Source organism: Vibrio sp. 811 (genome assembly GCF_033339195.1).
Genome location: NZ_JAWOUB010000024.1, coordinates 1 through 26,579, shown reverse-complemented (window position 1 = coordinate 26,579; position 26,579 = coordinate 1). Strand labels below are relative to the sequence as shown.

The 26,579-nt window shown below is 43.1% G+C and carries 23 protein-coding genes and 1 riboswitch; of the genes, 4 read left to right on the top strand and 19 right to left on the bottom strand.

Features of this window, described 5'->3' with window-relative positions:
- Positions 1-176: 176 nt before the first annotated feature.
- Complete coding sequence (locus tag R7Q46_RS22025) at positions 177-1,967, top strand: aminopeptidase P family protein (RefSeq protein ID WP_262628230.1); 1,791 nt, start codon at positions 177-179, stop codon at positions 1,965-1,967.
- A 157-nt stretch (positions 1,968-2,124) separates the two neighbouring features.
- Here R7Q46_RS22025 and thiH read toward each other — a convergent pair whose 3' ends face one another.
- The 15 genes from thiH to R7Q46_RS21950 all read right to left on the bottom strand — a co-directional run bounded on the left by thiH (position 2,125) and on the right by R7Q46_RS21950 (position 19,573).
- Entirely contained in the window at positions 2,125-3,237 is a 1,113-nt protein-coding gene (thiH, locus tag R7Q46_RS22020; RefSeq protein WP_213904156.1) for a 2-iminoacetate synthase ThiH, read from the bottom strand.
- Positions 3,238-3,271: 34 nt separating this feature from the next.
- A complete protein-coding gene (locus tag R7Q46_RS22015) occupies positions 3,272-4,039 on the bottom strand; it encodes a thiazole synthase (RefSeq protein ID WP_017821779.1) in 768 nt (255 codons plus the stop codon).
- Positions 4,040-4,044: 5 nt separating this feature from the next.
- Entirely contained in the window at positions 4,045-4,299 is a 255-nt protein-coding gene (thiS, locus tag R7Q46_RS22010) for a sulfur carrier protein ThiS (protein ID WP_005378804.1), read from the bottom strand.
- Between the two features lie 38 nt (positions 4,300-4,337).
- Positions 4,338-5,111, bottom strand: a complete 774-nt coding sequence (locus tag R7Q46_RS22005; RefSeq protein WP_213883941.1) for a HesA/MoeB/ThiF family protein — start codon at positions 5,109-5,111, stop codon at positions 4,338-4,340.
- Positions 5,098-6,513, bottom strand: a complete 1,416-nt coding sequence (locus R7Q46_RS22000; RefSeq protein WP_262647733.1) for a thiamine phosphate synthase — start codon at positions 6,511-6,513, stop codon at positions 5,098-5,100. The genes R7Q46_RS22005 and R7Q46_RS22000 overlap by 14 nt, the downstream gene beginning before the upstream one ends.
- Positions 6,513-8,453, bottom strand: coding sequence for a phosphomethylpyrimidine synthase ThiC (gene thiC, locus R7Q46_RS21995; RefSeq protein WP_262638963.1), 1,941 nt, complete (start codon positions 8,451-8,453; stop codon positions 6,513-6,515). Before thiC ends, R7Q46_RS22000 begins: the two co-directional genes overlap by 1 nt.
- A gap of 163 nt (positions 8,454-8,616) precedes the next feature.
- Positions 8,617-8,715: riboswitch (TPP riboswitch) on the bottom strand.
- 60 nt (positions 8,716-8,775) lie between these two features.
- On the bottom strand, positions 8,776-9,159 hold the full coding sequence (gene crcB / locus R7Q46_RS21990; RefSeq protein ID WP_005378811.1) for a fluoride efflux transporter CrcB: 384 nt from the start codon (positions 9,157-9,159) through the stop codon (positions 8,776-8,778).
- A gap of 123 nt (positions 9,160-9,282) precedes the next feature.
- Positions 9,283-10,665 (bottom strand): multicopper oxidase family protein, encoded by a 1,383-nt coding sequence (locus R7Q46_RS21985; protein WP_213872151.1) that lies wholly within the window; start codon positions 10,663-10,665, stop codon positions 9,283-9,285.
- A 685-nt stretch (positions 10,666-11,350) separates the two neighbouring features.
- Positions 11,351-12,859 carry a hypothetical protein gene (locus R7Q46_RS21980; RefSeq protein WP_031849573.1) on the bottom strand — a complete coding sequence of 503 codons (1,509 nt, stop codon included), beginning with the start codon at positions 12,857-12,859 and terminating at the stop codon, positions 11,351-11,353.
- Positions 12,859-13,980 carry a nucleoid-associated protein gene (locus tag R7Q46_RS21975; protein WP_031829733.1) on the bottom strand — a complete coding sequence of 374 codons (1,122 nt, stop codon included), beginning with the start codon at positions 13,978-13,980 and terminating at the stop codon, positions 12,859-12,861. The genes R7Q46_RS21980 and R7Q46_RS21975 overlap by 1 nt, the downstream gene beginning before the upstream one ends.
- Positions 13,981-14,312: 332 nt before the next feature.
- Positions 14,313-17,207, bottom strand: a complete 2,895-nt coding sequence (locus R7Q46_RS21970; RefSeq protein WP_064490065.1) for a DNA polymerase — start codon at positions 17,205-17,207, stop codon at positions 14,313-14,315.
- A 212-nt stretch (positions 17,208-17,419) separates the two neighbouring features.
- On the bottom strand, positions 17,420-17,695 hold the full coding sequence (locus R7Q46_RS21965) for a hypothetical protein (protein WP_031779445.1): 276 nt from the start codon (positions 17,693-17,695) through the stop codon (positions 17,420-17,422).
- Positions 17,696-17,714: 19 nt separating this feature from the next.
- Complete coding sequence (locus R7Q46_RS21960; RefSeq protein WP_031779444.1) at positions 17,715-18,176, bottom strand: hypothetical protein; 462 nt, start codon at positions 18,174-18,176, stop codon at positions 17,715-17,717.
- 639 nt (positions 18,177-18,815) lie between these two features.
- Entirely contained in the window at positions 18,816-19,013 is a 198-nt protein-coding gene (locus tag R7Q46_RS21955; protein WP_017084383.1) for a hypothetical protein, read from the bottom strand.
- 293 nt (positions 19,014-19,306) lie between these two features.
- A complete protein-coding gene (locus R7Q46_RS21950) occupies positions 19,307-19,573 on the bottom strand; it encodes a hypothetical protein (RefSeq protein ID WP_318077792.1) in 267 nt (88 codons plus the stop codon).
- 264 nt (positions 19,574-19,837) lie between these two features.
- On the opposite strand from R7Q46_RS21950, the gene R7Q46_RS21945 reads away from it, so the two are divergent.
- Positions 19,838-20,719 (top strand): WYL domain-containing protein, encoded by an 882-nt coding sequence (locus tag R7Q46_RS21945; protein ID WP_031779443.1) that lies wholly within the window; start codon positions 19,838-19,840, stop codon positions 20,717-20,719.
- 601 nt (positions 20,720-21,320) lie between these two features.
- Here the strand turns inward: R7Q46_RS21945 and R7Q46_RS21940 are convergent.
- The 4 genes from R7Q46_RS21940 to R7Q46_RS21925 form a co-directional block, all read right to left on the bottom strand.
- Complete coding sequence (locus R7Q46_RS21940; protein ID WP_031779442.1) at positions 21,321-21,761, bottom strand: DUF2787 family protein; 441 nt, start codon at positions 21,759-21,761, stop codon at positions 21,321-21,323.
- A gap of 60 nt (positions 21,762-21,821) precedes the next feature.
- Positions 21,822-22,250 carry a hypothetical protein gene (locus R7Q46_RS21935; RefSeq protein WP_031779441.1) on the bottom strand — a complete coding sequence of 143 codons (429 nt, stop codon included), beginning with the start codon at positions 22,248-22,250 and terminating at the stop codon, positions 21,822-21,824.
- Between the two features lie 12 nt (positions 22,251-22,262).
- Positions 22,263-22,646: a hypothetical protein gene (locus R7Q46_RS21930; protein ID WP_031829737.1), complete on the bottom strand. Its 384-nt coding sequence runs from the start codon at positions 22,644-22,646 to the stop codon at positions 22,263-22,265.
- An 82-nt stretch (positions 22,647-22,728) separates the two neighbouring features.
- Positions 22,729-23,979, bottom strand: coding sequence for a site-specific integrase (locus R7Q46_RS21925; protein ID WP_042779172.1), 1,251 nt, complete (start codon positions 23,977-23,979; stop codon positions 22,729-22,731).
- Between the two features lie 343 nt (positions 23,980-24,322).
- Here R7Q46_RS21925 and R7Q46_RS21920 point away from each other — a divergent pair, with 343 nt between their 5' ends.
- A complete protein-coding gene (locus tag R7Q46_RS21920) occupies positions 24,323-25,000 on the top strand; it encodes a hypothetical protein (RefSeq protein WP_031779440.1) in 678 nt (225 codons plus the stop codon).
- Positions 25,001-25,017: 17 nt separating this feature from the next.
- Entirely contained in the window at positions 25,018-25,626 is a 609-nt protein-coding gene (locus R7Q46_RS21915; protein ID WP_050549972.1) for an ImmA/IrrE family metallo-endopeptidase, read from the top strand.
- Positions 25,627-26,579 lie beyond the last annotated feature (953 nt).

Below are 26,579 nucleotides of genomic sequence, written 5' to 3'. Positions count from 1 at the left end.
GGCTAAAATGAGTAGCTTAACTGTCGTAGTCCTTTTTGGCTCATCTATGGCCTAGTTGTACTCCGACTCTATTGAAGTGATTGCGAACCTCAATGGAATCGTAAACTGCATGAAGCAGATGGAAACAGCTCCCACACCTGAGCATGAAGGAGCGGTAATTTGAAGGAATAACACAGATGCACAACGATACCCAAAGCCGCGTGAATGCAATTCGCGAATGGCTAGCACAACATAATATTGATGCCCTACTTGTCCCTCATGAAGACGAGTACTTGGGTGAATACGTACCAGCGCACAACGAGCGTTTACATTGGCTAACTGGCTTTACCGGTTCTGCTGGTGCTGCGGTAATCACCAAAGACAAAGCCGCTATCTTTGTTGATGGTCGCTACACAGTACAAGTAACAAAGCAGGTTCCTGCTGATCTATTCGAATACCGTCACTTGATTGAAGAGCCTGCACTAGATTGGATTAAAGACCATCTTGCAAATGGCGCGTCTGTGGCAATCGACCCTCGCATGCACAACTCTGCTTGGCTAGACATGGCACAAGCAAAACTTGCAGGTGCCCTTGAGCTTAAGATTCTCGATAGCAACCCAATTGATGAACTGTGGCACGACCGCCCTGCTCCTGTGGTTTCTGATGTTCGCCTAATGGCAACAGAAACAGTTGGACAATCAAGTGAAAGCAAACGCCAAGAAATCGCAGAGCTCGTGAAAAAAGCCGGTGCAGACAGCGCAGTGATCACAGCACTTGATTCTATCTGTTGGTTGCTCAACGTTCGTGGTCTAGATGTCTCACGTCTACCAGTTCTGCTTTCTCACGCGATTCTGCATTCAGACTCAAGCGTGGAATACTTCCTAGATCCTGCTCGCCTACCTGCTGAGTTTGACGCTCATGTTGGTGCCGGCGTGACGGTTCATCACCCAGAAGCATTGCAAGCACGACTAGAAAACCTAACTGGCAAGAATGTACTGGTTGACCCTGCGACAAGTAACGCGTGGTTTAAGCTGGTTCTACAAAACGCTGGCGCATCTGTGGTGAGTAAAGCTGATCCATGCCTAATGCCAAAAGCAGCAAAGAACGCAGTTGAAATCGCAGGCATGAAAGCATGTCATATCCGCGATGGCGTAGCGATGAGTAAGTTCCTGTCTTGGTTAGATGCTGAAGTCGCTACTGGTAACCTGCATGATGAAGCGACGCTGGCAGACAAACTGGAAGCGTTCCGTAGCGAAGAACCGACACTTATGGATCTTAGCTTCGATACTATCTCGGCAGCAGGTGGCAACGCGGCGATGTGCCACTATAATCACGAGAACCAACCTGAACCTGGCAAGCTAGAACTGAACACACTTTACCTAGTGGATTCAGGCGGTCAGTACCTAGATGGCACGACAGACATCACGCGTACCATTGCGATCGGTCAGCCTTCACAAGAGATGATTAAACAATTCACTCTCGCACTAAAAGGTCACATCGGTGTTGCTCGTGCACGTTTCCCGAAAGGCACACGTGGTTACCAAATCGATACGCTAGCTCGTCAGCACCTATGGGCGGAAGGCTACGATTACGATCACGGTACTGGTCACGGTGTTGGTCACTTCCTAAGTGTTCATGAAGGTCCAGCGAGCATTTCGAAGAAGCAAGTCGACGTGCCTCTAACAGAAGGCATGGTGCTATCCAACGAGCCAGGTTACTACCGTGCCGATGCGTTTGGTATCCGTATTGAGAACCTAGAGCTTGTTGTTGAAACCCCAACTAACGGTGACTTCCCTGTTCTGTCATTTGAGTCGCTAACGCGCTGTCCAATCGACAAGCGCAATATCAACGTTGATATGCTAACTCGTCCAGAACTTGCTTGGCTGAATGATTACCATCAGAAAGTATGGGATGAGATCAGCCCACTTGTTGAAGGTGATGTGAAAGAGTGGCTTCGTCAAGCAACGCTACCAGTAGCACACAGCTAGAAGCTAGAAGCTAGAAGCTAGAAGCTAGAAGCTAGAAGCTAGAAGCTAGAAGCTAGAAGCTAGAAAAAAGTAGAGGGTTGATGTTTTGCATCAACCCTCTTTTCTTTACTTATGTTTCACGTGAAACATAACGATGACCAGTGTCTTTATTTGCTGATTAACCAGAATAAGCCGAGTGCCAATCTCGCCATACAGGATCAAAGCCTTTGGCTCGAATCATATCTTCCACAGAACCAGCACTTCGCTCATCACTGATCTCAAACTGCTCGAGTTCAACATCATCCATCGCATAACCACCCGGCTGAGTTTTAGATGCAGCAGACATACTGGTGATACCTAACGGTAATGCATTGTCTCTGAACTTTGGTGATTCACGAGTCGATAATGACAACTCCACTTCTGGATTCAACAAGCGATAAGCGCAGATCAACTGCACAAGCTGTTTATCCGTCATGACTGATTTGGGTTGGAGCGCGCCCTTACAAGGACGTAAACGTGGGAAAGAAATTGAGTAACGAGTCTGCCAATATGTGCGCTCAAGATAGTCCAAGTGCGCTGCCACATAAAAACAATCTGTTCGCCACTCTTCCAACCCTATTAAAGCACCAATACCGATCTTATCGATGCCCGCCTTTGCAAGACGATCGGGTGTATCCAATCGGTATTCAAAATCCATCTTATTGCCACGCAAATGGTGCTCGGCGTAAGTCGAAGGGTGATACGTTTCTTGATAGACCATCACCGCATCCAAACCCAATGTCTTGAGCTCAGCGTATTCGTCTTGATCAAGTGGCTGTACTTCCATCGCCAAATAGTTAAAGCGCTTCTTAATCATCGGCACCATTTCGCGAAAGTATTTCATGCCCACTTTGGTTTCGTGTTCGCCAGTCACCAGCAATACGCTATCAAACTTCATGCGTTTAATGGCTTCAACTTCTGCAGCCACTTCGTCCCTATTCAAAGTACGACGTTTGATTCTATTCTCCATCGAGAAGCCACAATAAGTACAAGCATTGGCACACAAGTTAGAAAGGTACAATGGAATGTAAAGCGACATGGTATTACCAAAGCGCTTACGAGTTGCCGAATATGACAGCTGCGCCATTTGCTCTAAGTACGCTTCAGCCGCTGGTGAAATTAGCGCTTTAAAGTCTTCCAAATCACGCTTGGGTTTATTCAATGCTCGCTCGACGTCTTTTGCCGTTTTCGCATAGATAGACATCGAAATGTCATCCCAATTAAGCTGCTTAAATTGTTCAACGAAGCTCATGTTTTCCTCGCTTATTAGCTAAATCAATCTAGGGCTAAAGCTCATCTAGGAATGACGTCAGTGGACTCGACGCAACCGCATGAGAAACCTTACCAGCAAGTCCGGCTTCATAAGCCATACGCCCCGACTCTACCGCCAACTTAAATGCCTTCGCCATCGCAACGGGATCGCTCGAAGCTGCAATCGCAGTATTAACGAGCACGGCATCCGCGCCCATTTCCATCGCACGCGCGGCATGTGAAGGAGCACCAATACCCGCATCAACAATGACAGGAACATTAGCTTGGTCGATGATGATCTCTAGGAAATCGTGAGAAACTATCCCTTTGTTGGAACCAATCGGAGCACCCAATGGCATGACAGCAGCGCAGCCAACCTCTTCCAATCGTTTACACAGAACCGGGTCAGCATGACAGTAAGGAAGGACAATGAAGCCTTCACGAACCAGCTGTTCAGCGGCTGCAAGTGTCTCAATTGGATCGGGCATCAAGTACTTCGGGTCTGGATGAATTTCCAGTTTTAGCCAGTTAGTACCCAACGCTTCTCGCGCCAGTTGTGCAGCAAACACAGCATCTTTAGCATTCTTTGCTCCTGATGTGTTTGGCAATAAGTTCACCCCCGCTTTTACTAGCGGCAGCAAAATATCGTCTTGTTGGTCATTCACATCCACACGCTTCAACGCCATGGTCGCAAGTTGAGAACCCGATACTTGAATCGCTTCTGCCATTAATCGGCTGCTGGCAAATTTCCCTGTTCCCGTGAACAGTCTTGATTCGAATTGTTTATCACCAATTTTAAGCATCGACTTTAACCCCCTGCGATCGCTTGAAACAAAGAGATGCTATCTCCCTGTGAAAGAACTGTGCTAGCCCACTCACTGCGTGGCACAACATTGTTATTAATTGCAAAAACACAGCCCATTTCAGGCAGCGCAAATTGACTAATGATTTGCTGTAGATTCGACTCACTGGCAACTTGATGTGACTGGTCATTGATGACAATAGTGATCACATCTAAGTCAGCAGCGGTCATTTGTGTTGTTTGTTGTTCTGATAACGTCATTGCTTCCAACTATCTTAATTCTGCCCATTACTCACAAGCTAAATCTGAGCACACACTTGGCACTGTTTATCTTTGCTTATCGCCATGGTTTGCCATTGCAGTTTCAACCCATCAAACAGATGCAACTTGGCAGTCTCGACATGAAACTTTCCCGTCGCCAGTTTTTGAATTGCTGCTATCGCTTGGTAGTTACCAAGTGTGCCGACCACCGGACCGACGACACCGCTCTCACTGCACTTTTGCGTTTGCGGTAATTCGTCGAACGGATACAAACAGCGGTAACACGCTTTACTCTGCGCTTCTTGTTCACTTGGTGTTTGGTAATCAAAGACAGCGAATTGCCCTTGCCAACCAATTGCCGCCGCCGAGATGAGCGGCGTATTTTGCTCGAAACAAACTTGGTTAATTAGCTGGCGCGTTGGCATGTTATCGGTGCAGTCGAGCACCACATCCGCTAGCATCACCTCAAGCTGCAGCTGTGCTTTGTCTAATCGCTTATTAAGAGCGCGAATTTGAACCATAGAATTAAGGTCAGTCAGTTGCTTTACAGTCGCTTTTGTTTTCGCAACTTGGAGGTCTTGTTCGCGATAAATGATCTGGCGTTGCAGGTTACTGCTATCAACTTCATCGTCATCGACCACAACCAATTTACCAACACCCGCTGATGCCAAGTACAAACTCGCTGCGCTCCCTAACCCACCACAACCGATGATCAGCACATGCGATTTGCTCAAACGCTCTTGCCCACTTTCAGCAATTTCAGGCAGAGCTACTTGGCGTTGATAGCGAAGGAACTGCTTATCCGTGAGCATTCTCGCCTCTCTTGGTATGCGCTAATTCACTATTCTGATCAGTAAACGTTAGCTGTCTTTCTTTCATCAGTTGTGCAAAGAACTCAATGACGGACTGAGGTGATTCTGCCAACGTAATAGCTCGCACAACTGCCAAACTAGAGACGCCCGTGCGCCAAACTTGGTCTGCATTAGATTGGTCAATACCACCAATCGCAACCGTCGGAAAGCCAAGCACATAGTCACTTACTTCTTTGTCTTTTGAAGTTCTGAAAGCAGCCTCTGTATTTGTATAAGGAATGCTATCAATCAGCTTTTGATACAAAGCCAAGCGCACCAAACCTTGTGGTTTCGATGGCATCTGTTTTGTGGTGGTTGGGAAAATATGCCCTAGTGCGATGTAGCTAGGATGAATTTGTACGATGCGCAGTAGTTCGTAATAACCATGCGTAGAAAGACCAAGACGAATGCCGGCTCTAGTTATCTGAGCCAAATTCGATTCTTCTATGTCTTCTTGTCCTAGGTGAACGCCATAAGCTCCATGCTTGATTGCCAACTGCCAATAGTCATTGATGAACACTTGTGCTTGATACTGACGACCTAGCTCAATTGCTCGAATGATCTGTTGTTCTAAATCGGCTTGTTGTGGGTTCTTGATTCGCAGTTGAATAGTGTTGATGCCTAATGGCAGTAGACGCTCAATCCAAGCAACATCATCAACGACTGGATAAAGCCCTAGACTTTGCTTAGTTAGAGTTGGAAAGCTAACGCTCTCACCTTGTGCAGACCAACCAACTTGAATACCTAGCCGGTTATCCTCTAGTACAGGTGTGGGGAAATCATCAAATTGGTCAGCCCACTGAGTAGATCTTCCCTCACCAAGGTTGTCATTCGACAGTGTTTCACGTGAAACATTCGCTTGTTGAGTTAGCATTCCTCGAGCAAGTGTTAACGCATCTTCGATAGGAAAATCGAGTACTGTCAGCGTTACTATCCAAGCAAGGTGATGTTCGGGATCGAACATTGCGTTGAATTTGGACTTAACGGAAAGCGCTCTCACTTCGTTGTTAATTGGGTGACGCCAGATATCAAGCTGAAGCACTTTCTCCTTTTCATCGGATACATGCGTATCAGCAATGCCAATATAAATCGCTTTCGACGGTTGCTTAGCACACGCTTCTACCGATAAAGCAGAGCGGTAATAGAGCACAAATGAACTCTCATTCTCAGAGTCATAACCATTAATAAGATCTGTCGTTATGCGTGTGGTCTGTTGGTCGCGAACAAGCTGAATAGATTGAGTTGGGCTCACACCCAACTCAATGTCTTCGATGCTAAAACCCTGTTCTTTCGCCAACAACAAACATTGCTGAACTAAACCAGTCAGTTCAATCAATGATGACGGAATAAGGATTTTGCTCATTAGTCACTTACCTCGGCATGTGCTGCTGGGTGGTATAGCTCGGAACCTGACTCTCTAAATTCTTGCGATTTCTGACGCATCCCCTCAAGAGGGTCATCCAGCATTTTGATTGAGATTGCTTGGTCCGCAGCAACTTGCTCTGTGTCTTTCGCATATTCTCGAACCTCTTGCGAGATCTTCATCGAGCAGAACTTTGGCCCGCACATCGAACAGAAGTGAGCAACTTTTCCAGACTCTTGAGGCAAGGTTTCGTCATGGAAAGCGCGCGCGGTATCTGGATCGAGTGACAAGTTGAATTGGTCTTCCCAGCGGAACTCGAAGCGAGCTTTAGAAAGCGCGTTATCACGAACTTGTGCACCAGGATGTCCCTTCGCCAAATCCGCGGCGTGCGCAGCAAGCTTGTAAGTTATCATGCCTACTTTCACGTCTTCTTTGTTTGGTAAACCAAGATGCTCTTTAGGAGTGACGTAGCAAAGCATCGCACAGCCATACCAGCCAATCATGGCAGCGCCAATACCTGAAGTAATATGGTCGTAACCTGGAGCAACGTCTGTCGTCAATGGGCCAAGGGTATAGAAAGGAGCTTCATGGCAGTGCTCTAACTGTTCTTCCATGTTCTCTTTGATCATGTGCATTGGAACATGACCAGGACCTTCGATAATCACCTGTACGTCGTATTCCCACGCTATCTTGGTTAACTCACCAAGAGTACGAAGCTCTGCAAATTGCGCTTCGTCGTTAGCATCGGCAACCGAACCAGGACGCAGACCATCACCGAGAGATAGTGCGACATCATACTTAGCACAGATTTCACAGATCTCTCGGAAGTGGGTATATAAGAAGCTTTCTTGGTGATGCGCTAAACACCATTTCGCGATGATAGAACCACCACGAGAGACGATGCCAGTAACGCGTTTTGCAGTCATTGGCACATAACGAAGTAGTAAACCGGCATGGATAGTAAAGTAGTCAACGCCCTGCTCTGCTTGCTCAATCAGGGTATCGCGCATCACTTCCCAGTTAAGGTTTTCCGCAACACCGTTCACTTTCTCAAGCGCTTGGTACATTGGCACGGTACCGATCGGAACCGGACTGTTACGTAGAATCCACTCGCGAGTTTCGTGAATATTGCGTCCAGTAGAGAGATCCATAACGGTATCGCCACCCCAACGTGTCGCCCAAACGAGCTTCTCTACTTCTTCCTCAATCGAAGAAGTGACCGATGAGTTACCGATGTTTGCGTTCACTTTGACCAAAAAGTTACGTCCAATGATCATTGGTTCGGATTCTGGGTGGTTAATATTGGAAGGGATAATAGCGCGACCTTCGGCGACTTCTTTGCGCACGAATTCGGCGGTAATATCTTTTGGTAGGTTCGCTCCGAAGCTTTGACCCGGATGCTGTTGATTCAGCACTTCATCGCGATACTTGGCACGCCCCATGTTTTCACGCAGCGCGATATATTCCATTTCTGGGGTAATAATACCTTTGCGAGCATAGTACAATTGAGTCACACAATGGCCATCTTTGGCACGTCGAATACGTGGTAGATTACCGTAACGAAGATCGTCTAGTGTTTCGTCTTCTAAGCGTTCTTTGGTGTACACCGAGCTTACTTCATCAAGTAGCTCAGTATCGGCGCGCTCTTCAATCCACCCTTCTCTCAGCTTTGGTAAGCCATTATAGAGGTCTATGGTGTGCTCTGGATCTGTGTATACACCCGACGTATCGTAAACGCGTACTGGCTCATTAGGTTCGAATATAGGCGCTTCTTTTGTGCCTCCAATAAGGCTATCAGCGAGTGATATTTCACGCATTGGTACACGAATATCTGGACGTGAGCCTTCTACGTAGACTTTGCTTGAATTGGGGTACGGTTGTACCGAGAGTGTATCAATGAACTGTTTTGCTTCCAGTCTCGCTTGTTTGCGACTCGACATAGCATTTTTCCTTGCTTTGTTATACTAGATAAAAAGTAATTGGATAAAAATGCTTGGCGGATAGATGCGACAAGAGGAGTCAAATTAAGGCTAGTTAAAGCTTACGATATTTGCCTGTAACAACATTCGACTTTTGATAGGTCAACCAGAAGGAACTCCGGTGTGAATATCTTCTCTTGTTCCCTTCGCAGATTCTAATCTGATCAGGTTCAACGGATCCCGAATTAACGGTCTCAGCCTTATGGCACTCCGACAAGTGATATCAGTATATAAAAACGGCTTGGTGAAACCAAGCCGACCTGTTCAATTTTTAACTACTTTGCTAGCTGCGCATCAATAATTGAAAGCCTATCCACGCAGCTGAAATACTTAACACGACATTCAACAATACGTTCAATCCCATCTTAAAGAAAGCGCCCTGCTGCATGAGCAACACATTATCCATCGAGAAGGTGGAAAACGTCGTTAGTGCCCCTAAAAAACCCAAGCCAATCACTTGTCGCCAAGGTTCCGTTGCCAAAAGTTCATTATCGAAAGCTGCTATCAATAAGCCCATCATAAATGAGCCAACAACGTTAACGGTTAACGTACCATATGGAAAACCACGCCCCAATAAAATGACACAAAGTTCAGAAATTAAGTAACGAGAACATGCACCAAATGCACCACCCAATGCAATAAAACCCAAAACGGATAGTTGTCCCATAATTCCCCCAGAAAAGTTAATGGCGACATTGTAATCAAATTTACGGCAATAGTGATTATACAATCTTAGAATTCAGCAAAGTATAGCGCTTAAAACTTATCAAGATTTTAAAAGTTACAGGAGTCACTTTACTTCAATGTAACCCATCAAACCCGTCTTCATATGTTCAATTACATGACAATGGTACATCCAACACCCTGGGTTATCTGCAACAAATGCCGCTTTCGCACTGCCGTTTTTTCCAAGTAAGACCGTATCGGTATGAAACGGTTCGTCGAGTTTTTTGCCATCTAACTCAAGAACCGTAAATGTGTGTCCATGAAGATGAATAGGATGATGATATTGGGTGACGTTCTTTAGGTTGAAGATATAGGTTTTTCCCATCTCCAATGTTGAAAGCGGCGCTGGAATATTATCTTTGCTCATTCCCTCCCAAGCCCGTTTGTTCATCAGCCAGAATTTAGGTATCGCTTTGCCCGATTTATCAGCAGGAGTGATCGCGCCCTCCCACTCAAACACATAATCGATTTGCTCTGCATTTTTCAAATCGAGAGCTGGCACAGGGTTGAGAGGTAATAAAGGCAGTTTCTGGTTGTTCGGCAGGTCAGACTCAACAACGTCAAACTCGCACAAAGGGAATGGGAAGCGTCCTTTCATTTGACGCACATAAACACGTTTTCCAACCTTCGGAGCAATCAATCCGATATCTAACCTCATTCCTGGACCAATTTTGTGCTGAGTGAGCTTATAAGGCGTTTTAACAGGATTACCATCTATAGCAATAACCCAAGCCTCTGCCCCTTCTATAGCGATCGGGTAAGTAATGGTGTTATCGACATTAGCAATTCTTAATCGCGTGGTAGCATTCTGCTTCAGCGTATAAACAGGTTCATGCACACCATTGACGCTACTCCACTCTCCGGGAGTCCCCATACGAGCGCTCAAGCGCGGTACCATAAGGTTCTTCCACTGACCTTGTTTGTCTAAATGCCAATTCTTTAGAACTATTTCCTGTTCTTCATCAAATAGAACAGGCTCAGCCTCTTCAACGATAATTAGCCCAACTAAGCCCTTACCAAGCTGCTTCACACTATTCATATGTGGGTGATACCAAAATGTGCCCGCATCTGGTGGTGTAAATTCATAAACGAATGTTTCACCCGGCATGATAGGCAACTGACTTAAGAAAGGTACACCATCCATTTCAATAGGGATTCGCAAGCCATGCCAGTGGATTGTAGTCGGCTCTGAAAGCTTGTTAGTAAACCGAATTATAACTTTCTCGCCTTGGCGACAACGAATCACAGGCGCTGGAATCGAACCATTAAATGCGAGTACGTCTGTGTTAAACCCAGGGACCAATTCTGCAGTAGAAGGCTCTGCAGTGATATCGTATATATATTGCCCCTGCTTATTAGTGCTCCTAGATAGAGAACATGCAGGTAGAACGGCAAGCGCGGAGATTGCTAAGGATGATTGAAGAAAGCGTCGACGAGATATATCCATACATAGTTACTCATTAATCCAGATCGGTTGAGTGTAACTAAATATAAATAGTGATTCCCCTTTATTATTAAAATTTCGGGCCACTGATCATTACAGCTAACTGTAGTTTCGTTCGTTCAGTAGATTAAATGCTGCCAAAGTACAGCAGAAAGCCATACTTACGGGATAAGAGTAGAAATAAGCTGTAATAATGAGAAGAAACCAGATACAAAAAAGGCTCTGACCTAAGTCAGAGCCTGATATGTGGCAGGGGTGGAGAGATTCGAACTCCCAACACGCGGATTTGGAATAAATAATTTCGCTGCATTAAAGATATAACCAATCGCACTAGTCAGTTATGTTGGCATGAGCCATATGGGCAATTTCACAAGCTAATATTTTGGGTAACTTCCACCACGGCATGACATTGCTAGAGCGTATCGAAAATCGCTAACCAGCTACCACCACACTAAGGCTTAGAGCTAAATTTCCGAATATGTCTTTAGCAATGATACATTGCTATAACTCCACCAGCGATTAGTGAAACCCTCCCAGCGAGAATCCTACGAGACTGCCAGAAGACAATGACACTCTGGTAATCACTAATAGTCGAAGCGCTGCACTCCTATCATTAACAGGATCTGAGATTTAGTACGTTGTTAAGTTACCTAGGGAATTGTGATGTATTGCATATCGATTTTGACAACTAATTAGTAGATTGAGCTTTACTAACCTGCTCTACCTGCTCTACCTGCTCTACCTGCTCTACCTGCTCTACCTGCTCTACCTGCTCTACCTGCTCTTCAGTATGCGCAGCGTGATTCATAAGTCTAGGTATATTCCAAGCAAAGATAGACAAGATAATTGAAGCACCAAAAACTAGCAGCATTGCCTTTCTATACAAACATTTATAAGGCTTTGTTCGAGAATCGATAAGATCCTTCACTTCTTTATGTGAAATATGATTTCTTGTTGTATCTTTCCAATGTTCTAAATCACCCAAGGAGAGACTTAAAGTCTGTCTCTCAAAATAAATCCTGATCACCGGACTAAGTAATAGATACACGGAGAGTATTTTGAAAAGCCAATGTATATTTTCAGAGTCCAGTAGATCTTCTTTCCCGATCAGTCGAGAAAACAGCATTATTGCTAAAAAGAAAATTGCAGATAAAGCATCTTTAAATAATCCCGATACTAAATCATTTGTAGACTTAGAATAACCATCGGTAGCAGACTTTATATCTTTTTGGAAGTCAGATATTTCCTTAGCATGAGCTTCCTTTCTATCCTTTATTACAAACTCGTACTTATCTTTAGCTTGCTCCAGAGCTTTAGTTAACTGACTGTATATACTAGGTATAAAACAACAATCATCCGCAAGATCTAGACTAATTCTATCCATCACTAAAAGTAGCCGAACTTGGGTTCTTTCCTCGTAAACCCAAGAAACAACAGATTCCAACAAACCTAGTTGGGCAGTATCGCAAACATGATTATCTGCTACCAATTTCAAACTCAATCGTTTAATACCAGATACAACAATGCTATTCGAACCTAAAAACTCTTTGGATAAAGAAACTGCAAGCAATTGTTCATACGCGTTGTAAAAAGGCTGGGTCAAAGGACATACGTCAATATCCCTAGGTAATCGATAATTTAAAGGTTCACATACTGTTTCAGCCTGACCCACAAAGTGGGTCTGAGCTTTTACATCGTCACTAGAAGGAATATTTATACCACTAGCTACATTAAAAATTGGGGAACTTTGCTTACTCAAGGAGATGATGGATAAACGCTCACCTTTAACATCAACATCACCAAAACCAAGCCAGATGACTATTGGACTTGAAGAGTTTAAGCAGCAATTTCGATCGAAAATGCCGGAAATATTTCTTTGTAGCCAGGTTGAGTAAGCATCTTCTGAAAAAAATAGGTACTGGTTGACCCCTTCCTGAACATCTACTGATATTTCACTATTTAATACATCACCTTTATTTACTACAGCTTTGCAGCGAGCGTTATCAGGAATCTGTTCAAAGACACTCCAGTCATCTTGAAGCTCCCCTTCCCAACGCAGCTTTAAGAAACTAAACCTACTTCTATCTTCGCCATAAATGTCACGAATTTGAGGCGGACAAAAGTTGAACTCGATACGATCATCGAGCTCTAACATATTTGAATGCATTTGCAGTAGTTTTAGCGTCTCTAACATCATTAGGTCATTTCAAACTGAGTGGTTCGAATGGTAATCACCTTCTCACCGTTTTCTTCGTCGATCTTAATGTTATTGTCTGCCAATTCACCTTTGAAGAAAATGGCTACATCCTCACCAGTAACTAACTTACTCTTGCGATTTGCAGACGGTATGGAGTTTGGACGACACTCGAAAACCTGTCCAGATATTTCACTAGTAGTAAGCATATCAATAAGAGAATCCTTACACTCCGTCTGCTGTTGTAGATATATAGCTTTTTGTTGTTGCTGCTCTTCTGTCAGTTCATCCTCTTTTAGCTCTGGCGGGATAAATGAACCAAGAACATGTTCTACGTAACTGTCCGTATCAAATTGGTCGTGAGAGTCAAAGAAAGAAACAGAACGTGCTTTTATATCTGTATGCTTAACATGCGGTGGCAACAAACCCGCAACTTCTTTTGACCAATCAGAAGTCTTTGCAACAGTCTTCTTAGTTAACGACGATGGGTTATCCCTCACAATCACTTGCAAGAAGTTTCGAAAGTAGTCAGAGATAGCCTCATTGGTATCTTTAACTTTATCAGTTTTTCCTCGCTGCAATGCGATTACGTCCCAAGCAAATTCAGTTCCTGGATCTAGAATCGCCCACTTTTGCAAAGCTCTCGGGGTATCGGCCAAAGAGTCAATAATTCGGGTTAAAGATACGATATGTCGACCATTAACTTCATTTCTCTGCTGTTGATATACTGTCGTGAAGTCAATTTTCAGGAAAGAAAGCAACTTATGTCGCTTATCACCAACCAGAACAGATACTACTGCAACAATAAAGATTCCATCACTCATAGTGCGGTTGTGAGCACTAAAAAAACGTTGAGTTAAAACTCGTGATTTAGGGACGAGCGTAGTGATATCTCCTAGGATATCTAGGCAGTCAATTCGACAAGTATTATCTTCAGGGTTAGAAAACAAAAACTGTGTTCCTTCACAGGCTCGACGTATTTGTCGCTCAAAAAACTCCTTCTGCTCCTGCTCTAAAGTCACTTCATCATTGAACGAAGGCTCTTCTAAATCATGACGAATGACATGATAAATAAAATTCTCGATTTGAAGTGATTCAATTACGGTAGGGTTTAAAACTGCCATCTTGCTTCCAGATCTATACGTTACTGTTTTCTACAAATGTTATTACAAGATCATACAGTTTCATACTAGATAGCTCAGATGAGCCATAAAAATCATAGAACTATTAAGCAGGTCACCCTCCGTACTTCTATCACCCAAAATTTCAAACCCTGATAGTAGCAGTCGTAGAGTGCGTGATTACTTCAGCAAGATTGCTACTCTACTATCTTCGGGCAATCCACCAGCACACGGCAGATAAACAACAGCAATCGTTCCACTACATTGCTACCACTGGTTCTGAAATAGAAAGCCAGATCCCTTTCGGAATCTGGCTTAGAGAGTGTTTCGTGATACTACGCAGCGAGTTTTTCAGTATGGTCAAGGTTGTATTCTTCAAGCATCAATACCGCTTCATCAACCTCGTCTGGATGGAAAATAAGCGACATATCTACCATCGGATATTCACGAACAAACCAAGAAAGCAGTGGCAACATGCGACTCGTGATTGGCAACGCTGATTCAAGTAGCTTACGTCCCTTAGCATTGCTCAAGTCCTGAGTGCTGGTTAATTGAATGCCACCATCTGCCAATTTCTCCATCAAGCTTGGGTAATAACCACGAGGAGCGCGATTAGGTGTCTCTGGTAGCCCCCATTTACCTTGAGTGATAGCTCGTAACATCTGCACCTTGAAAATGCCCTCTGAGCCATCTTCTAGGTATTTAACACCTGTTCCCTTGAGATAACTACGAACCTTATAGAAGTCCATCCAATTGTCCCAATCTTCCATCGTTTTTAGACAGTTGTTTACACGCCACTCGTCGAAGTAAGTACGAGCATCTAAACCCTCATCAACGGTATTCCATGGAACCGTATCGAAAGATAGGTGCTCTACCATTCCACCGCTTTTAGGGTGGCGAACTTCCACCATACGAGGGTTTACAGGACGACGCTTGAAGTCATATTCGAGGTTAAGTGTCTGTTCGGTATGGATAGAGACAAGATCCATCTCTTTTAACCATTGGTCACGTGCTGATGCTAAGTGTTTACGTGCGACCTTCTGACCCGGATAACGATCTAAGAACAGCTCAACCATCCACTCATTTTCATCAACGCCTTTCGGTGCTTTTGTCCCTGCTTTAGCACATACCGGTTTTGTATCACCCAATTCAGCAGTCAATTGTCCACGAGTCCTCATAGAGATAATCTGTTTAGCATGGTGCTTTAGTTGCATCATGTCTTCGCCACTGACTTCGGTACAGATCTGCTGGAACCGACGCGCTAATGGACCATCTAAGCATGGCTCTAATTGCTCTTCTGTGGCTTTGCAAAGCCAGCCGTCTGTTGTGGCTGAAATTATCTTAATGTCATCACCGTAACGTTCATTGAGCTTACGTATAACTTCTAACATGGTTGCGCGAACAAAACCTGTAGCATGTGCCGCATAGTGCGCATTAGTCACTGGTGAATAAGGAATTTTACTACTTAAACCTGAAGCTAAATCGAAAGCAGACTTATCACGTAAGCCTTGTCCAACCTTTCCGTAAAGAGTGTTACCAATGAGCTTCCAAAGCTTCTCGTACAGCTCATTGCCCTTTTCTTTATACTTAGCTCGTTGCTTACGAATCGTCTTGGTAAACTCTTTAAACTTAGATGTAGAGCCATTCTTCCACGGGATCACCTGACCATGGAGTATCTCGATCTCTACACCAGCATCATGAGCTAATTGTAGTTCCGGCGCTGTTACGTACGTTTCACCTTCAAGTGGATAGTAGATCCCTCGAAGTGAAGTGCGGCAAGGCAAAAGTCCAAAATTTTCCTTGTCATCATGCTTGAAGCGAACATAAGCAAAGCCCATCTTATGACCGAGATAATCTTCAATATCCTTAGACTCAAACGAATTCAAATAGTCTGCTTCGAGAATATCGACGAGAGCCGTGGTGTAAGCACCGGAAAGGTCGAAATCGTTGTAATCACCGACCTCCGTGGGGCCAAAGTACGCGCCAAAATTAGCGCCACCATAAAATGCGGACACAGCTAGTGCATCGGTATACTCACGGCTCACCGTCTTCGCCAGTTCAACGGAATTGCGGATAGAATTACTTTTAGCATGGTAGTACTGATTCTTGCGCTTCTCATACCCTAAGAACTGATGCATCTCAGCCGCACCACCACATGAATCACGGAACAACGATACACCAAGATTGCCTAATGTCGAAGGTAAGCTATTCAGCTCCAGACCAATATCTTCACGAAGGTCAACCAATGCGAACTTTTGCATTCGCAAGCCATATTCCAAAGCAATGTCCGCATCACGAATCGCGTAACGATTAAACAGACTAGTATCCTTACAATACAGGTCATCCATTCGCTCTATCATGTTGTCCGGTAGCGTCATCTTAGGAAAACCAACCAACTCACCGATCTCATCAAGCGACGCCTTGCTACTCAGCAACATGGTATCGACGAAGCGAACTTTGGTTTCGAAAGCGTTATTTGATGAAGAGTAGAACTTAGTGTTTTCTATTTTGTACTTACTGCGACCGATTGAGTCCAGATCGATACCGTAAGCACCACGACCAGATGTGACAGTACCTTGAACCGTTGTCAGTGCGTTCTTATGGTTCTTGTTATTTTTACCAATGTTCCAAAACTCTTCGAAAGAAGCGATATCGGCACGTAAGAAGTGGGCGTAGATAAAGGTATGCTCAGGCCATTCATCGATGAAACCGCGAGCTTTAGCTTTTATAAGCAACTCTTGGATGAATTTGTCAAAGCTGTCCTTATAACCTTTCTGGGTAAGCTGCTTACGCTTATCCATTTCATCTTCTTTCGACAGACCTTGATCACGACACTGCTTAATCAGTTTCGCCATGTCGGTATGTTTCACGCCACTAAACGACTTATCACCAATGCGAACACTGTAGGAGTAGCAAAGAATATCGTTCTTACCCGTCTCAGGGTTAAATACCCACTCAGAGTCTATCGATATATGAATAGCTTTACCCTTACCACGCATTGAAGCCCACGGAGCAGATTTAATCCCCTCTAAGTATTGATTAATACGTTCATCTATTTCCTTTTTAGATTCCTCACGCCCTCGCAGCTCGGCTTCGAACTTGCTAACTTGATCATCCAAAAGCAACGACTTTGTATCGAAGAATGTGGATTGAAAGAAGTCTTCTAACTCACGCTCGGTTTCTCGCATCAATTGATAGGCTGTTTTTGGGACTGTTTCTAACGTTTTCATCTTTATTTACCCATTCGTTAAGAATAAAAAAGACGAAGTACATCCATTACCGGACATACTTCGTCGGTTATCGGATATAGAAAGATTGGTAATAAAGGGGTGCTCGGAGATGAGACTAGTTTAGGAAATTTCGCGCCCGAAGGACTGATGCTCTGATGAGACTAATGCACGTAGGCAGTGGCTTGCTAGACCGTATTACAGCGATGTTATCCTTACTTAAACTTTGCTGTGCGAGCCCATGACTTAACAAACTTGATTAGTTGCAAATAGCCAATGCTATCGACACCTTTCTTTTCAACGTTGTTATTCATACAGGTACGAACATATTTCATTAAATACGCAGATTGCTGCATTGTTCCGTGTTCATCTTCGTAACTCTCAATACAGTGAACGAGTAGTCCTCCCATTGTTCTGCGGTTACCCTGCGGACAATCTTGACCACATTTTTTGATCATTTCGATTAAGTCTTTCAGTTTTAGAGTGTTCATATCATTTACCTTCGTACGATTAGTGAGTGGATAGGATTTTAGTTAGATCAGGTTGTACAAACTTACCAGCTTCATAAGAAACCAGCGCATCATGTAACGCTTCAGCGACCTTCTCACGGGCTTCTAATTGGGAGATAGGCAGGAAGCTCAATATCGCATCACCCTCACCACGAATCAGAATGCCTTTATGATCTTGACCATTACAGGTCTCGACCGCCTCGATAGTAGAACAACGAACGTGATTACCTTTGCCTAGGTTGATAAAGCTATCTGAGTTGATCACCTCATCAGTACAAGCATCAGCATCGGCAACAGTTCTACCCTCTTTATCTGAAAGCTTTGCGTAGGAAACTTGTCGTCCTTTACCTTCGAGAAAAATAATTAAGTCTTCTAATCGAATAATTGAGGCAATTAGTCTCATAGCTAGTGTGTTGCCATCTAGTGTATGGATGAAACCTTTTCTCTTTGTTTTACGTGTCATTTTTCAGACCCTCCGTTGTTTAAAGAAAGCACATATTAATCTTTCAAAGAATATAATCAACACCCAAACCAAACTCAAACCACTGATTTTAAACGAATTAAACTAAAGGTAATGACTAAAAAACCAAAATAGTGAATAGCTGCATTTTAATAACGACGGGTTGCGCCTTCTTCTTGCCGTAAAAGTTCTTAGAACAAAAAACATACGAAATAGTTCTGAATGCATAAACAGGATGCCATTCGTTAAAATAATTTCTCTTTCTTGTCTGATCGAACAAATATCGACCAGAAAACCTCTTCTTATAGACTGGATACGTCTGAAAAACGTAAAGCTGTACTACTTAGAAGCAACAAAACCAAACCCTGCTACACTAAATTTCAAACATTGTTTTTAGTGCAATGGAACAGTGCTGAATTTAGAACAGAATGAGCACAACAATGACAAAGTGAATCATCGTGACTAGATAATGAAACGAACATCAGCAACACTTCTACATTGCTAATACTGGTTGTGAAATTTATCTTTAATATCTTCTTAACTCGACATATCAAAGCCATAGTCAATACGAACTCTGAGCCATCAACGTAAGAAAAAAAAAAAAAAAAAAAAGAAGCAGAGTTACCCCCACTCCTTCAATCATTAGAGAACGTCTAGCTCATCCAGAACACCACCAATGACAGCGCCAGTAACAAACCCCACAGCTCCCGCAAGAACGATAAATTGAGGGCAAACACGAGATGCAGCAATAGAACTATACTGTGCCCCTTTTAATCCCATTGAAACGCTAGGCTTAAACCAACGCTGCTGAGAGTTAGAATGAAAATGTGTTTTCGCCATAATGTTTTTCCTTTCCTCTAGAAATCTAAAAGGGCGATACCTCTCGATATCGCCCTTAGATAATTACGATTACTACCTAATGAGAGTGACCGCACACCTGACAGCTACCATCATCATAAGCACGCTCACCACATGCAGGGCAGGTTGTAACGAGTGTTGTAATTGATTTAATCGCCATGTTAAGGCTCCTTCTTGTTGGTTGATTGTGGGTGTTGCGGAGCTCATTGATACCTCAGCCTAGAGAGTTCCAATTTCGAAACTGGGATATCGTGAACCAAGCTCCGCAACAAAACTTATTGTGCTTTACCTTTCGGAGTATCTGGGCCGCATTGAGTCACATCCGTAACATGACCATTCATTGTTCCACAGACATCCGCTTTCCATTGCACGATAACTCCGTAAGATGCTGTGTTCTGAATACCTGCCTTGCCATTCCATTGTGGCTCTAGTAGTTCTTTCATTTTCGAGATATCGCCCGGATTACCACCGAACGTGCCGCCTGCGAATACTGAAGGTGCGAATAGCGAAGTTAGACCTAGCAGGATGATTGATTTTTTCATTGTTGTTTTCCTTAAATACGTAATGACGCCACTTATAAGAGACGGCGTTAACGTGAATGATTAGTTTAGAAGGGGTGAACGACAGGGTGTGTCGCTCAGATGTAGAAATATTGAAATGATTGATGAATGCCTTGTAAGACATACCTTGGGGTAACCGATGAAAGCTATAGCAATATCAGTAACCTTATGAAAATTAGCTAGAAATAATCAGGTTCTTTCCGACCACGACATCACCTGACGAGTGACCTAACTACAATGCGTAGAATGAAAGAGCATGACAAACTAGCGAAAAGACTTGGCATCATCCTGACCCGTTTGAATACAGGTGAGAAGTTGCATCTGGACGATTTAAGTCGTGAATTTGGAGTAGCGAGAAGGACGTTAAATCGTGACTTCAATGAACGGTTAAACTACCTACCGATTCAGCGTGATGGTGCTTGTTACTCGTTAGACCCCAAGTTCCTAGGCAGACAGACTAATAATGAGCTATCTCTCCTACTGTTAAACATGGGATTCGATACGTTGTTTTCGGGTAAGCACTATCTAAGCAATGGCGTATTGAACAACAAAACCACACCACCCTTTCTCTTCAAGAACCCACAAGTCGAGGACATCAGTGAATGTGCTTCAGTGTTCGAGAAACTTATCGAATCGATACAACGACGAAACGTGATTAGCTTTAGCCATGAAGGGGAAACCTACGAGGAGTTCCACAGCTACAAACTGTTGAATGAACGCGGATTGTGGTACATCGCTGGGACACACAGAAACCGTCTAGAGTCTCTCAGAGTGGCTAAGATTCGTGAGTTAGTGCGTTACGAGGATAAATACTATCCTGACCCTAGCATTGAGCAAAAGCTGACTGGTTGTGAATACGAAGGTGAGTTACTCACCCCCATTGATGTCCTTATTCAAATGAGCGCCAAAGGGGTAGAAGCCTTCTTAAATGAAGGTAACGCTGATGACTTCCGAATGTTGAAAGAGCTAGATTCCGGTGATGTGTTAATTAGTCACCAAACCAAGGATATTCCAGAATTACTACGCCAACTTAAAACGTGGCTACCTCATGCAGAGGTACTCTCGCCTGATTGGATAGGTTACTTGTTGAAGCAAGAGCTTCAAGCGTATTTAGATTCAACCAAGTAGAAGGCCAGCACACTGAGTGACGGTGAACAGTACCTTCTTGATGGTAGAGCACTATGCTGTCCAGTTACCGCGACATAATGATGTTTCACTGGGCCACTACAGCCCTCCCTCACCAAGAACTTACCACTATGCTCTGATTTTTAAGTCACCTATGTTGGGTATGGAAAGTGACTGATTTAGCAGAATCACAAACCGATACCGAGCAAGGTAAAACTCAAAACGATGCTGTTTTTAAGCTAACGCTAATAAACTAATAAATAACTGGCTGAGCCAGGTCCGATTAAATGACTAATTTATCAGCAAACTCACAACTAAATGCAAAATAAGTTCACCAATCAAATAATTCGACGTATAAAAACTTTCATTTTAGAACCACTAAATTCACTCCCATTGCCACTGACGCAATGGGAGTTTTCTATCAGTCCATAAACGTTCCAACATGGTGCAACGGATGTACAATCCTTGAGTTAGGTTTATCAATTAAGAGCAAATATCCCATCACTCATTCACCTACTTGAACTAATGAACAGGATAAAGCCGTAGAGCACTTTTCCCTTACTCGCTCCGGTCAAGTTCCTGTTCATCGCAACGCTAATAAGCGTTATGCATCTTCCGCCATTACCTTAATCTCATCAAAGCAGTCCATTGATAGGTAGGACAGAAAATTACTCTCCCACATCGAATAGAACTCAGCGACACTGGATTCAGTAATGGGAACTTCACCCATATATCGGATGTAAGCCACACCATTCCCAAAATCAAAGTCGATTTCTTTCTCTAGCTCAGGCATCAATCCACAGTAACTAAAGTCAGTGATGTAATCGAAAACCCATTGATCATTAAGCCTAGTGATACGAATCTCGACAGGGTGATACCCTCCATTTTCAGGACAGTAAGCACGCTCTCGAAAGTTGACGGTTACAGCTTGAGTTGAAGACGACACCTTTCCCGACTCGTTACAAATACGGTTTAAAGCATTTTGAAGGTCTATGCTAATAGGCAGCACAAATCGCTCAACATCAAATTGAAGAGTTAAGTTCATAATAAATTCTCGTTGTAATAATTAAGTAAACCGCCTCAGAACGAGGCTAGGTATGAAAGATTAGTCAGGGTTAGAGGCTAGTGCTCGAAGCTCAGTCTTCACCACTTCATAGCGCCCAGACACCTGATGTAAGAACACATTATCGGGTACAGGATCGAGGATAGAGATAGTTCGCAGGATAGCCGCTAAGAACCCACACGAATTACTACTTCCACCTGTTATTACGGGTTTCAACGCTGCTGACTTAAGAGTTTTACCAACTTGACCATCAAGTAGCGTAAAGATAGCTTCAAGACGCACCCAACTGTTCGAGAACAATCCCGACGACGAATTTTTAGAAACACGTATATAGAACTCCTGATCATCCTCTTTATAGGCAATCTGGTACTCAAGGAAGCTCTCAGATTTAGGACTAAGCTTTGGACTCTGCCCTTCTTTAACAATGGTGAATAGATCAACTTCGTTCTCAGTTACAGGTTCTTGGCTCATACAAATTCCCCCTTATTCAGCCAGTTCAATTAACGTTTTAATCGCTTGAGTAGTGTTACTCGTAGAACCCACCACAAAACTTCCACTGCCATCGTCAGCATGGACACAGCACGCAAAGACATAGGGTTCAGTCTCGTCTGGTAGCAAAATGACAAACTCAGGGTTTTCTAACGCATATGACAGAATGACTTCCGTATCTTCATCAACGTCAACTAAGTCTTGATCGGTATCATTTCGCTCAATCAAAATCAGACAGGTGGAAACTTCCTCCCAAAATTTCTCAGCCTCATCACGATCGCCAGACCAAGGAAGCAATAGCTGATACATCAGTTGCTCTTTAATCGGTAAGGGCAACTCCAACTGTTCAGTATCAATAAGACTTTTCACAATTTTCATTCGATCTCTCCATCTAAATTCCAGATACAAAAAAGCCCCTGAATAGAACTAACTATTCAGGGGCTATCTATTTCATTTAATATTAGTTTTCAGATGACTTAGGTTCGGGTAGCGCTATATTCTCACTGGCTCTCTCAACCATATCAGACAAAGCATTCGCTCCACGTTCTAGCGCTGTCCTATCAAATTTTCGGTAAAAAAGCGTGCTCGACATATCAGCGTGGTTTAAAACGCGCTGAACCGACGTAACATCCATCCCAGAGTTCAGTAGATTACTCGCTACCGAATGCCTCGCAGTATGGAAAACAACCCCCTCAGGGTCGATACCAGCACGATCAAGTATCAACCTCAAAGCTTTACGTGGCGGTGATATATGTGTCCCATCTCGACTACCGGGAAACACATGTGGATTCCCCGGTTTCTTTAAGTCCTGAAGCTCAGAAAGTAACTCCAACATCAGTGGCGATAAATAGACTAAATGGGGTTTCTTATTTTTGGTCGTTTTGATGAAAAGTGTACGATTATCAAAATCAACGTCACTCCATTGCCTCTCCATTAACTCAGATATTCTACAACCTGTTAACCACAATAGCGCAATCAGATTCCCTTTCACTTTACAGTAATAAGTTCGAGCAACCTTTATCAGTAAAGCAGTTTCCTCAACATTTAAGAATCGCTCACGGGCACCATTCTCAGGCAGTAAGCTAACCTTAGTTGCATGATTAGGCAGATCAAAAACCTTAGATGATAGTGAGCAAAATCCCTTAACAAGTGCAATAACCCTGTTATTCGTGGCTACAGAATACGGTTTACCATTATAGGTTTCAGTGGCGAGGTGGGATTGAAGCTTCATGATGGCATGAGCAGAAAGTCTATCCATGGGAATTTTGTAGATGGGCTTACATCGCAAGAACCGTGTTTCATCATCACGCCATGACCTCTTACGATTTTTCGCCCAAGGTAGATATGTTTCGTGGAAAAAAGTGTACACATCTGGCATCACAATAGCAGAGCGGGAATCACGTTCTAGCTTCGGATCAATACCATCAGCGATTTGTACCTTGAACTTACGCGCTTTAGCTCTAGCTTCTTCTACCGTGAGATCAGGCCACCTAGCAATGGTGATGCTTGATTTCTTCCGGCTCACAGGTGACAAATAACGTAAATGAAAGCGCCGATTCCCAGTACGTCCAACGAGCACCTTCAAACCAATTACACTGTTATCTCCTCCACCGTCAGACCACTCCAAATCGTTAGAGCGAGAGTCCGCACTGGGACCAGATAAGGTTTTCATTATCGAATTGGTCAGGTTGATTGTTCTATTAAGCGTCATGACAAAATGCTCCTATTTCTATCAGTCACTTAATTTTTATATATGTTTGAAGGGACACTTATACTCGAATGTGAAGGATGTAGTATGTGGAAGCCGTTGAGGTGGATTGTTATGGTGGGACTCAGGGATAAATTTCAGAAACAGTCTTTAACAAAATCTCGTAATTCTCTATATATCTCATTGTTGATACCCGCCGCGACAGCGAAGAAAATTTACTTAACGTTATAATCCAAAAATCCTAGCGTAATAAATCTAATATGTATGCTTATCGAACATATCAAACGTTTGAAGAATTTGGCTAACTAAGCGAGAATATAGCAACAAAATTTCATATGAGATAAAGATGTCTAGCAACTGTAGCGAATTCAACTTTCTAATTGATAGAAAGTCTATATATACTTCTAATGACATTCCTTCACTTGTGGCGTACAACAAGTGTTTAATCAATGAAATCAATAATCTTACGACCAAAACCGACGAACTAGAAGGATCGCTAAAGTCTAATTCGTCTGATATCAAAAGCCTCAATGACTCAATCTCAAATCAAGAGAAACTATTTGAAACCAAAATAGTGATGTTGTCCTCGAGTTTCGATAGTAAGATAGAAAATGTTGCGACCGTGCAGGAACAAAGTGTGGACAATTTCACATCAATGTTCGAAACTATTCAAAACAGCTACGCTAATCACCTAACAGGGCTCAGTATTATATTGGCATGTGCTGGTATATTTTTCTTTCTAGGAGCAAAAGCATACAAAAAAAGAGAAATTAATGATTTAAAAGATGAAACGTTAACTCATGTACGAGCAACTCTGACTAAAGAAGGTTTAGTGAGGAATCTTGTAGAGACATCTTTAACTGATTCAAAAGTAACAGAACTTCTCGATACAAGGTTGAACACCATCGCAGATGGCTTAGAACAACAGATTATCAATAGAATAAAAGACAAAGAGCTGTATAATCAGCGCACAGATTCGCCGGATTGCAGCGACAACGGTAATTTGTCAGACATAATACAATAATAGTAAGAGGGGGTAATATGCTGATAACTGTCAACAAAAAAATCACCTTTTCTGAAATTAGTGAAATTACTTCAGCGCAAGATGTTCTGAAAAAAGTATACGGTGATCTTGATTCAATCGAGCTTCCAATCGATATTGATTTGATCATCAACAGCATTGAAGGCGTAAGTCTTAGCGAAGAACTGGACTTATCAAATCTAAATACTGCTGGCTTTATTCACGTAAAACGTGACAATGAAAATAACGTCAAAGACGTGCGTATCTGGACAAACCCGACTGAAGCAGACACAAGAATGCGCTTTACGAAAGCGCATGAAGTAGGGCACCTTGTTTTCGATATATTCCCTTCTTTAAATGACACTAATGTCAATGAAGAGTTCATTGAACGGTTGAACCGAAAAGAAGGAAGCAATAGTTACATTGAACAACGTGCAAATAGATTTGCAGCTCAGCTTTTGATGCCTGCACAGCTTGTTAAAAAAGAAGTATCTAAGCTTGTAAGCCTCTACAAAAAGCAAAATAAAAAGATTTCACTAGAACAAGCTATTGAAGAATTAGCATCTAAATTTGATACATCTAAAGATGCTATGAAGTTTAGGTTAAAAAACCTAAATATTATTAGCTAATATCTATAACAGCTCGGCTCTAACCGAGCTGTTTTCATATCTACTAGTATATAGTTCTCACATTCAAGTGATGACACGCCTCCCTCCCCCAACAAACACACCTCCCCCCTCAAACAATTTAAGTGATTGGTTGTGTGTGAGCCCCGCATTCAGTTCCAAAAGTTCGAATAACCCTAAAGGTAAGCACCTAGCAATAGAGATACTTGTTAATTTTTACATAGACTTTTAACCACCCTCCATACTTCACAGAAAGTACTATAACGGTTTATATCGAAGGGATTCGGGATAAATCTCAAAAGCAGTCTTTAGCAATAGTATATTGCCGTCATTCTCGTTTTGCTCAGCGTTGTAATCTCACTTCTAATCATCACCACAGCATGAATAAACAAACATCGGCAACACTCCTACATTGCTATAACAAGGACTGAGATTTATCCCCGGATACCTTACACAACTCGGATAAAGGTAAACCATATAAACGATGCCCCGTAGCTCACCGTCTGATGAGTGTCGACATGCCTTAGCTCTATCGACTAAAAGAACAGTGGGATATGAACTCGTCTCGCTCACCAGATCGGTAGTACATCGTGACCGGATATAGACCATACCAGTCGCGAATTTCTATGAAAGGTGTTTGTTGGCAATATTAACCCTAGGTAGCCGCAAGCGCTATTCATAGCTGTATAGCTCACCACGAGGTCGAAGCTGAAAGTTCAGGATATGTACCGGAAGTGTTTTGGAGAGGCTTTATGAACGTTTCTGATGAGCTTTTGATGGGGTTGATAGGCAAGAGATCTGAAACTCTTTATTTTCATAATACTAGATGGCAAAAAGCCTCAACCGAAGTTGAGGCTTTTCATATCCCCTAAGGGAAAAATGGCAGGGGTGGAGAGATTCGAACTCCCAACACGCGGATTTGGAATCCGCTGCTCTGCCAATTGGAGCTACACCCC

What these genes read in the sequence shown, in the direction of transcription:
- R7Q46_RS22025 (WP_262628230.1), top strand. Translation starts at nt 177, where the DNA reads ATGCACAACGATACCCAAAGCCGCGTGAATGCAATTCGCGAATGGCTA.
- thiH (WP_213904156.1), bottom strand. Translation starts at nt 3,237, where the DNA reads ATGAGCTTCGTTGAACAATTTAAGCAGCTTAATTGGGATGACATTTCG.
- R7Q46_RS22015 (WP_017821779.1), bottom strand. Translation starts at nt 4,039, where the DNA reads ATGCTTAAAATTGGTGATAAACAATTCGAATCAAGACTGTTCACGGGA.
- thiS (WP_005378804.1), bottom strand. Translation starts at nt 4,299, where the DNA reads ATGACGTTATCAGAACAACAAACAACACAAATGACCGCTGCTGACTTA.
- R7Q46_RS22005 (WP_213883941.1), bottom strand. Translation starts at nt 5,111, where the DNA reads ATGCTCACGGATAAGCAGTTCCTTCGCTATCAACGCCAAGTAGCTCTG.
- R7Q46_RS22000 (WP_262647733.1), bottom strand. Translation starts at nt 6,513, where the DNA reads ATGAGCAAAATCCTTATTCCGTCATCATTGATTGAACTGACTGGTTTA.
- thiC (WP_262638963.1), bottom strand. Translation starts at nt 8,453, where the DNA reads ATGTCGAGTCGCAAACAAGCGAGACTGGAAGCAAAACAGTTCATTGAT.
- crcB (WP_005378811.1), bottom strand. Translation starts at nt 9,159, where the DNA reads ATGGGACAACTATCCGTTTTGGGTTTTATTGCATTGGGTGGTGCATTT.
- R7Q46_RS21985 (WP_213872151.1), bottom strand. Translation starts at nt 10,665, where the DNA reads ATGGATATATCTCGTCGACGCTTTCTTCAATCATCCTTAGCAATCTCC.
- R7Q46_RS21980 (WP_031849573.1), bottom strand. Translation starts at nt 12,859, where the DNA reads ATGATGTTAGAGACGCTAAAACTACTGCAAATGCATTCAAATATGTTA.
- R7Q46_RS21975 (WP_031829733.1), bottom strand. Translation starts at nt 13,980, where the DNA reads ATGGCAGTTTTAAACCCTACCGTAATTGAATCACTTCAAATCGAGAAT.
- R7Q46_RS21970 (WP_064490065.1), bottom strand. Translation starts at nt 17,207, where the DNA reads ATGAAAACGTTAGAAACAGTCCCAAAAACAGCCTATCAATTGATGCGA.
- R7Q46_RS21965 (WP_031779445.1), bottom strand. Translation starts at nt 17,695, where the DNA reads ATGAACACTCTAAAACTGAAAGACTTAATCGAAATGATCAAAAAATGT.
- R7Q46_RS21960 (WP_031779444.1), bottom strand. Translation starts at nt 18,176, where the DNA reads ATGACACGTAAAACAAAGAGAAAAGGTTTCATCCATACACTAGATGGC.
- R7Q46_RS21955 (WP_017084383.1), bottom strand. Translation starts at nt 19,013, where the DNA reads ATGGCGAAAACACATTTTCATTCTAACTCTCAGCAGCGTTGGTTTAAG.
- R7Q46_RS21950 (WP_318077792.1), bottom strand. Translation starts at nt 19,573, where the DNA reads ATGAAAAAATCAATCATCCTGCTAGGTCTAACTTCGCTATTCGCACCT.
- R7Q46_RS21945 (WP_031779443.1), top strand. Translation starts at nt 19,838, where the DNA reads ATGAAAGAGCATGACAAACTAGCGAAAAGACTTGGCATCATCCTGACC.
- R7Q46_RS21940 (WP_031779442.1), bottom strand. Translation starts at nt 21,761, where the DNA reads ATGAACTTAACTCTTCAATTTGATGTTGAGCGATTTGTGCTGCCTATT.
- R7Q46_RS21935 (WP_031779441.1), bottom strand. Translation starts at nt 22,250, where the DNA reads ATGAGCCAAGAACCTGTAACTGAGAACGAAGTTGATCTATTCACCATT.
- R7Q46_RS21930 (WP_031829737.1), bottom strand. Translation starts at nt 22,646, where the DNA reads ATGAAAATTGTGAAAAGTCTTATTGATACTGAACAGTTGGAGTTGCCC.
- R7Q46_RS21925 (WP_042779172.1), bottom strand. Translation starts at nt 23,979, where the DNA reads ATGACGCTTAATAGAACAATCAACCTGACCAATTCGATAATGAAAACC.
- R7Q46_RS21920 (WP_031779440.1), top strand. Translation starts at nt 24,323, where the DNA reads ATGTCTAGCAACTGTAGCGAATTCAACTTTCTAATTGATAGAAAGTCT.
- R7Q46_RS21915 (WP_050549972.1), top strand. Translation starts at nt 25,018, where the DNA reads ATGCTGATAACTGTCAACAAAAAAATCACCTTTTCTGAAATTAGTGAA.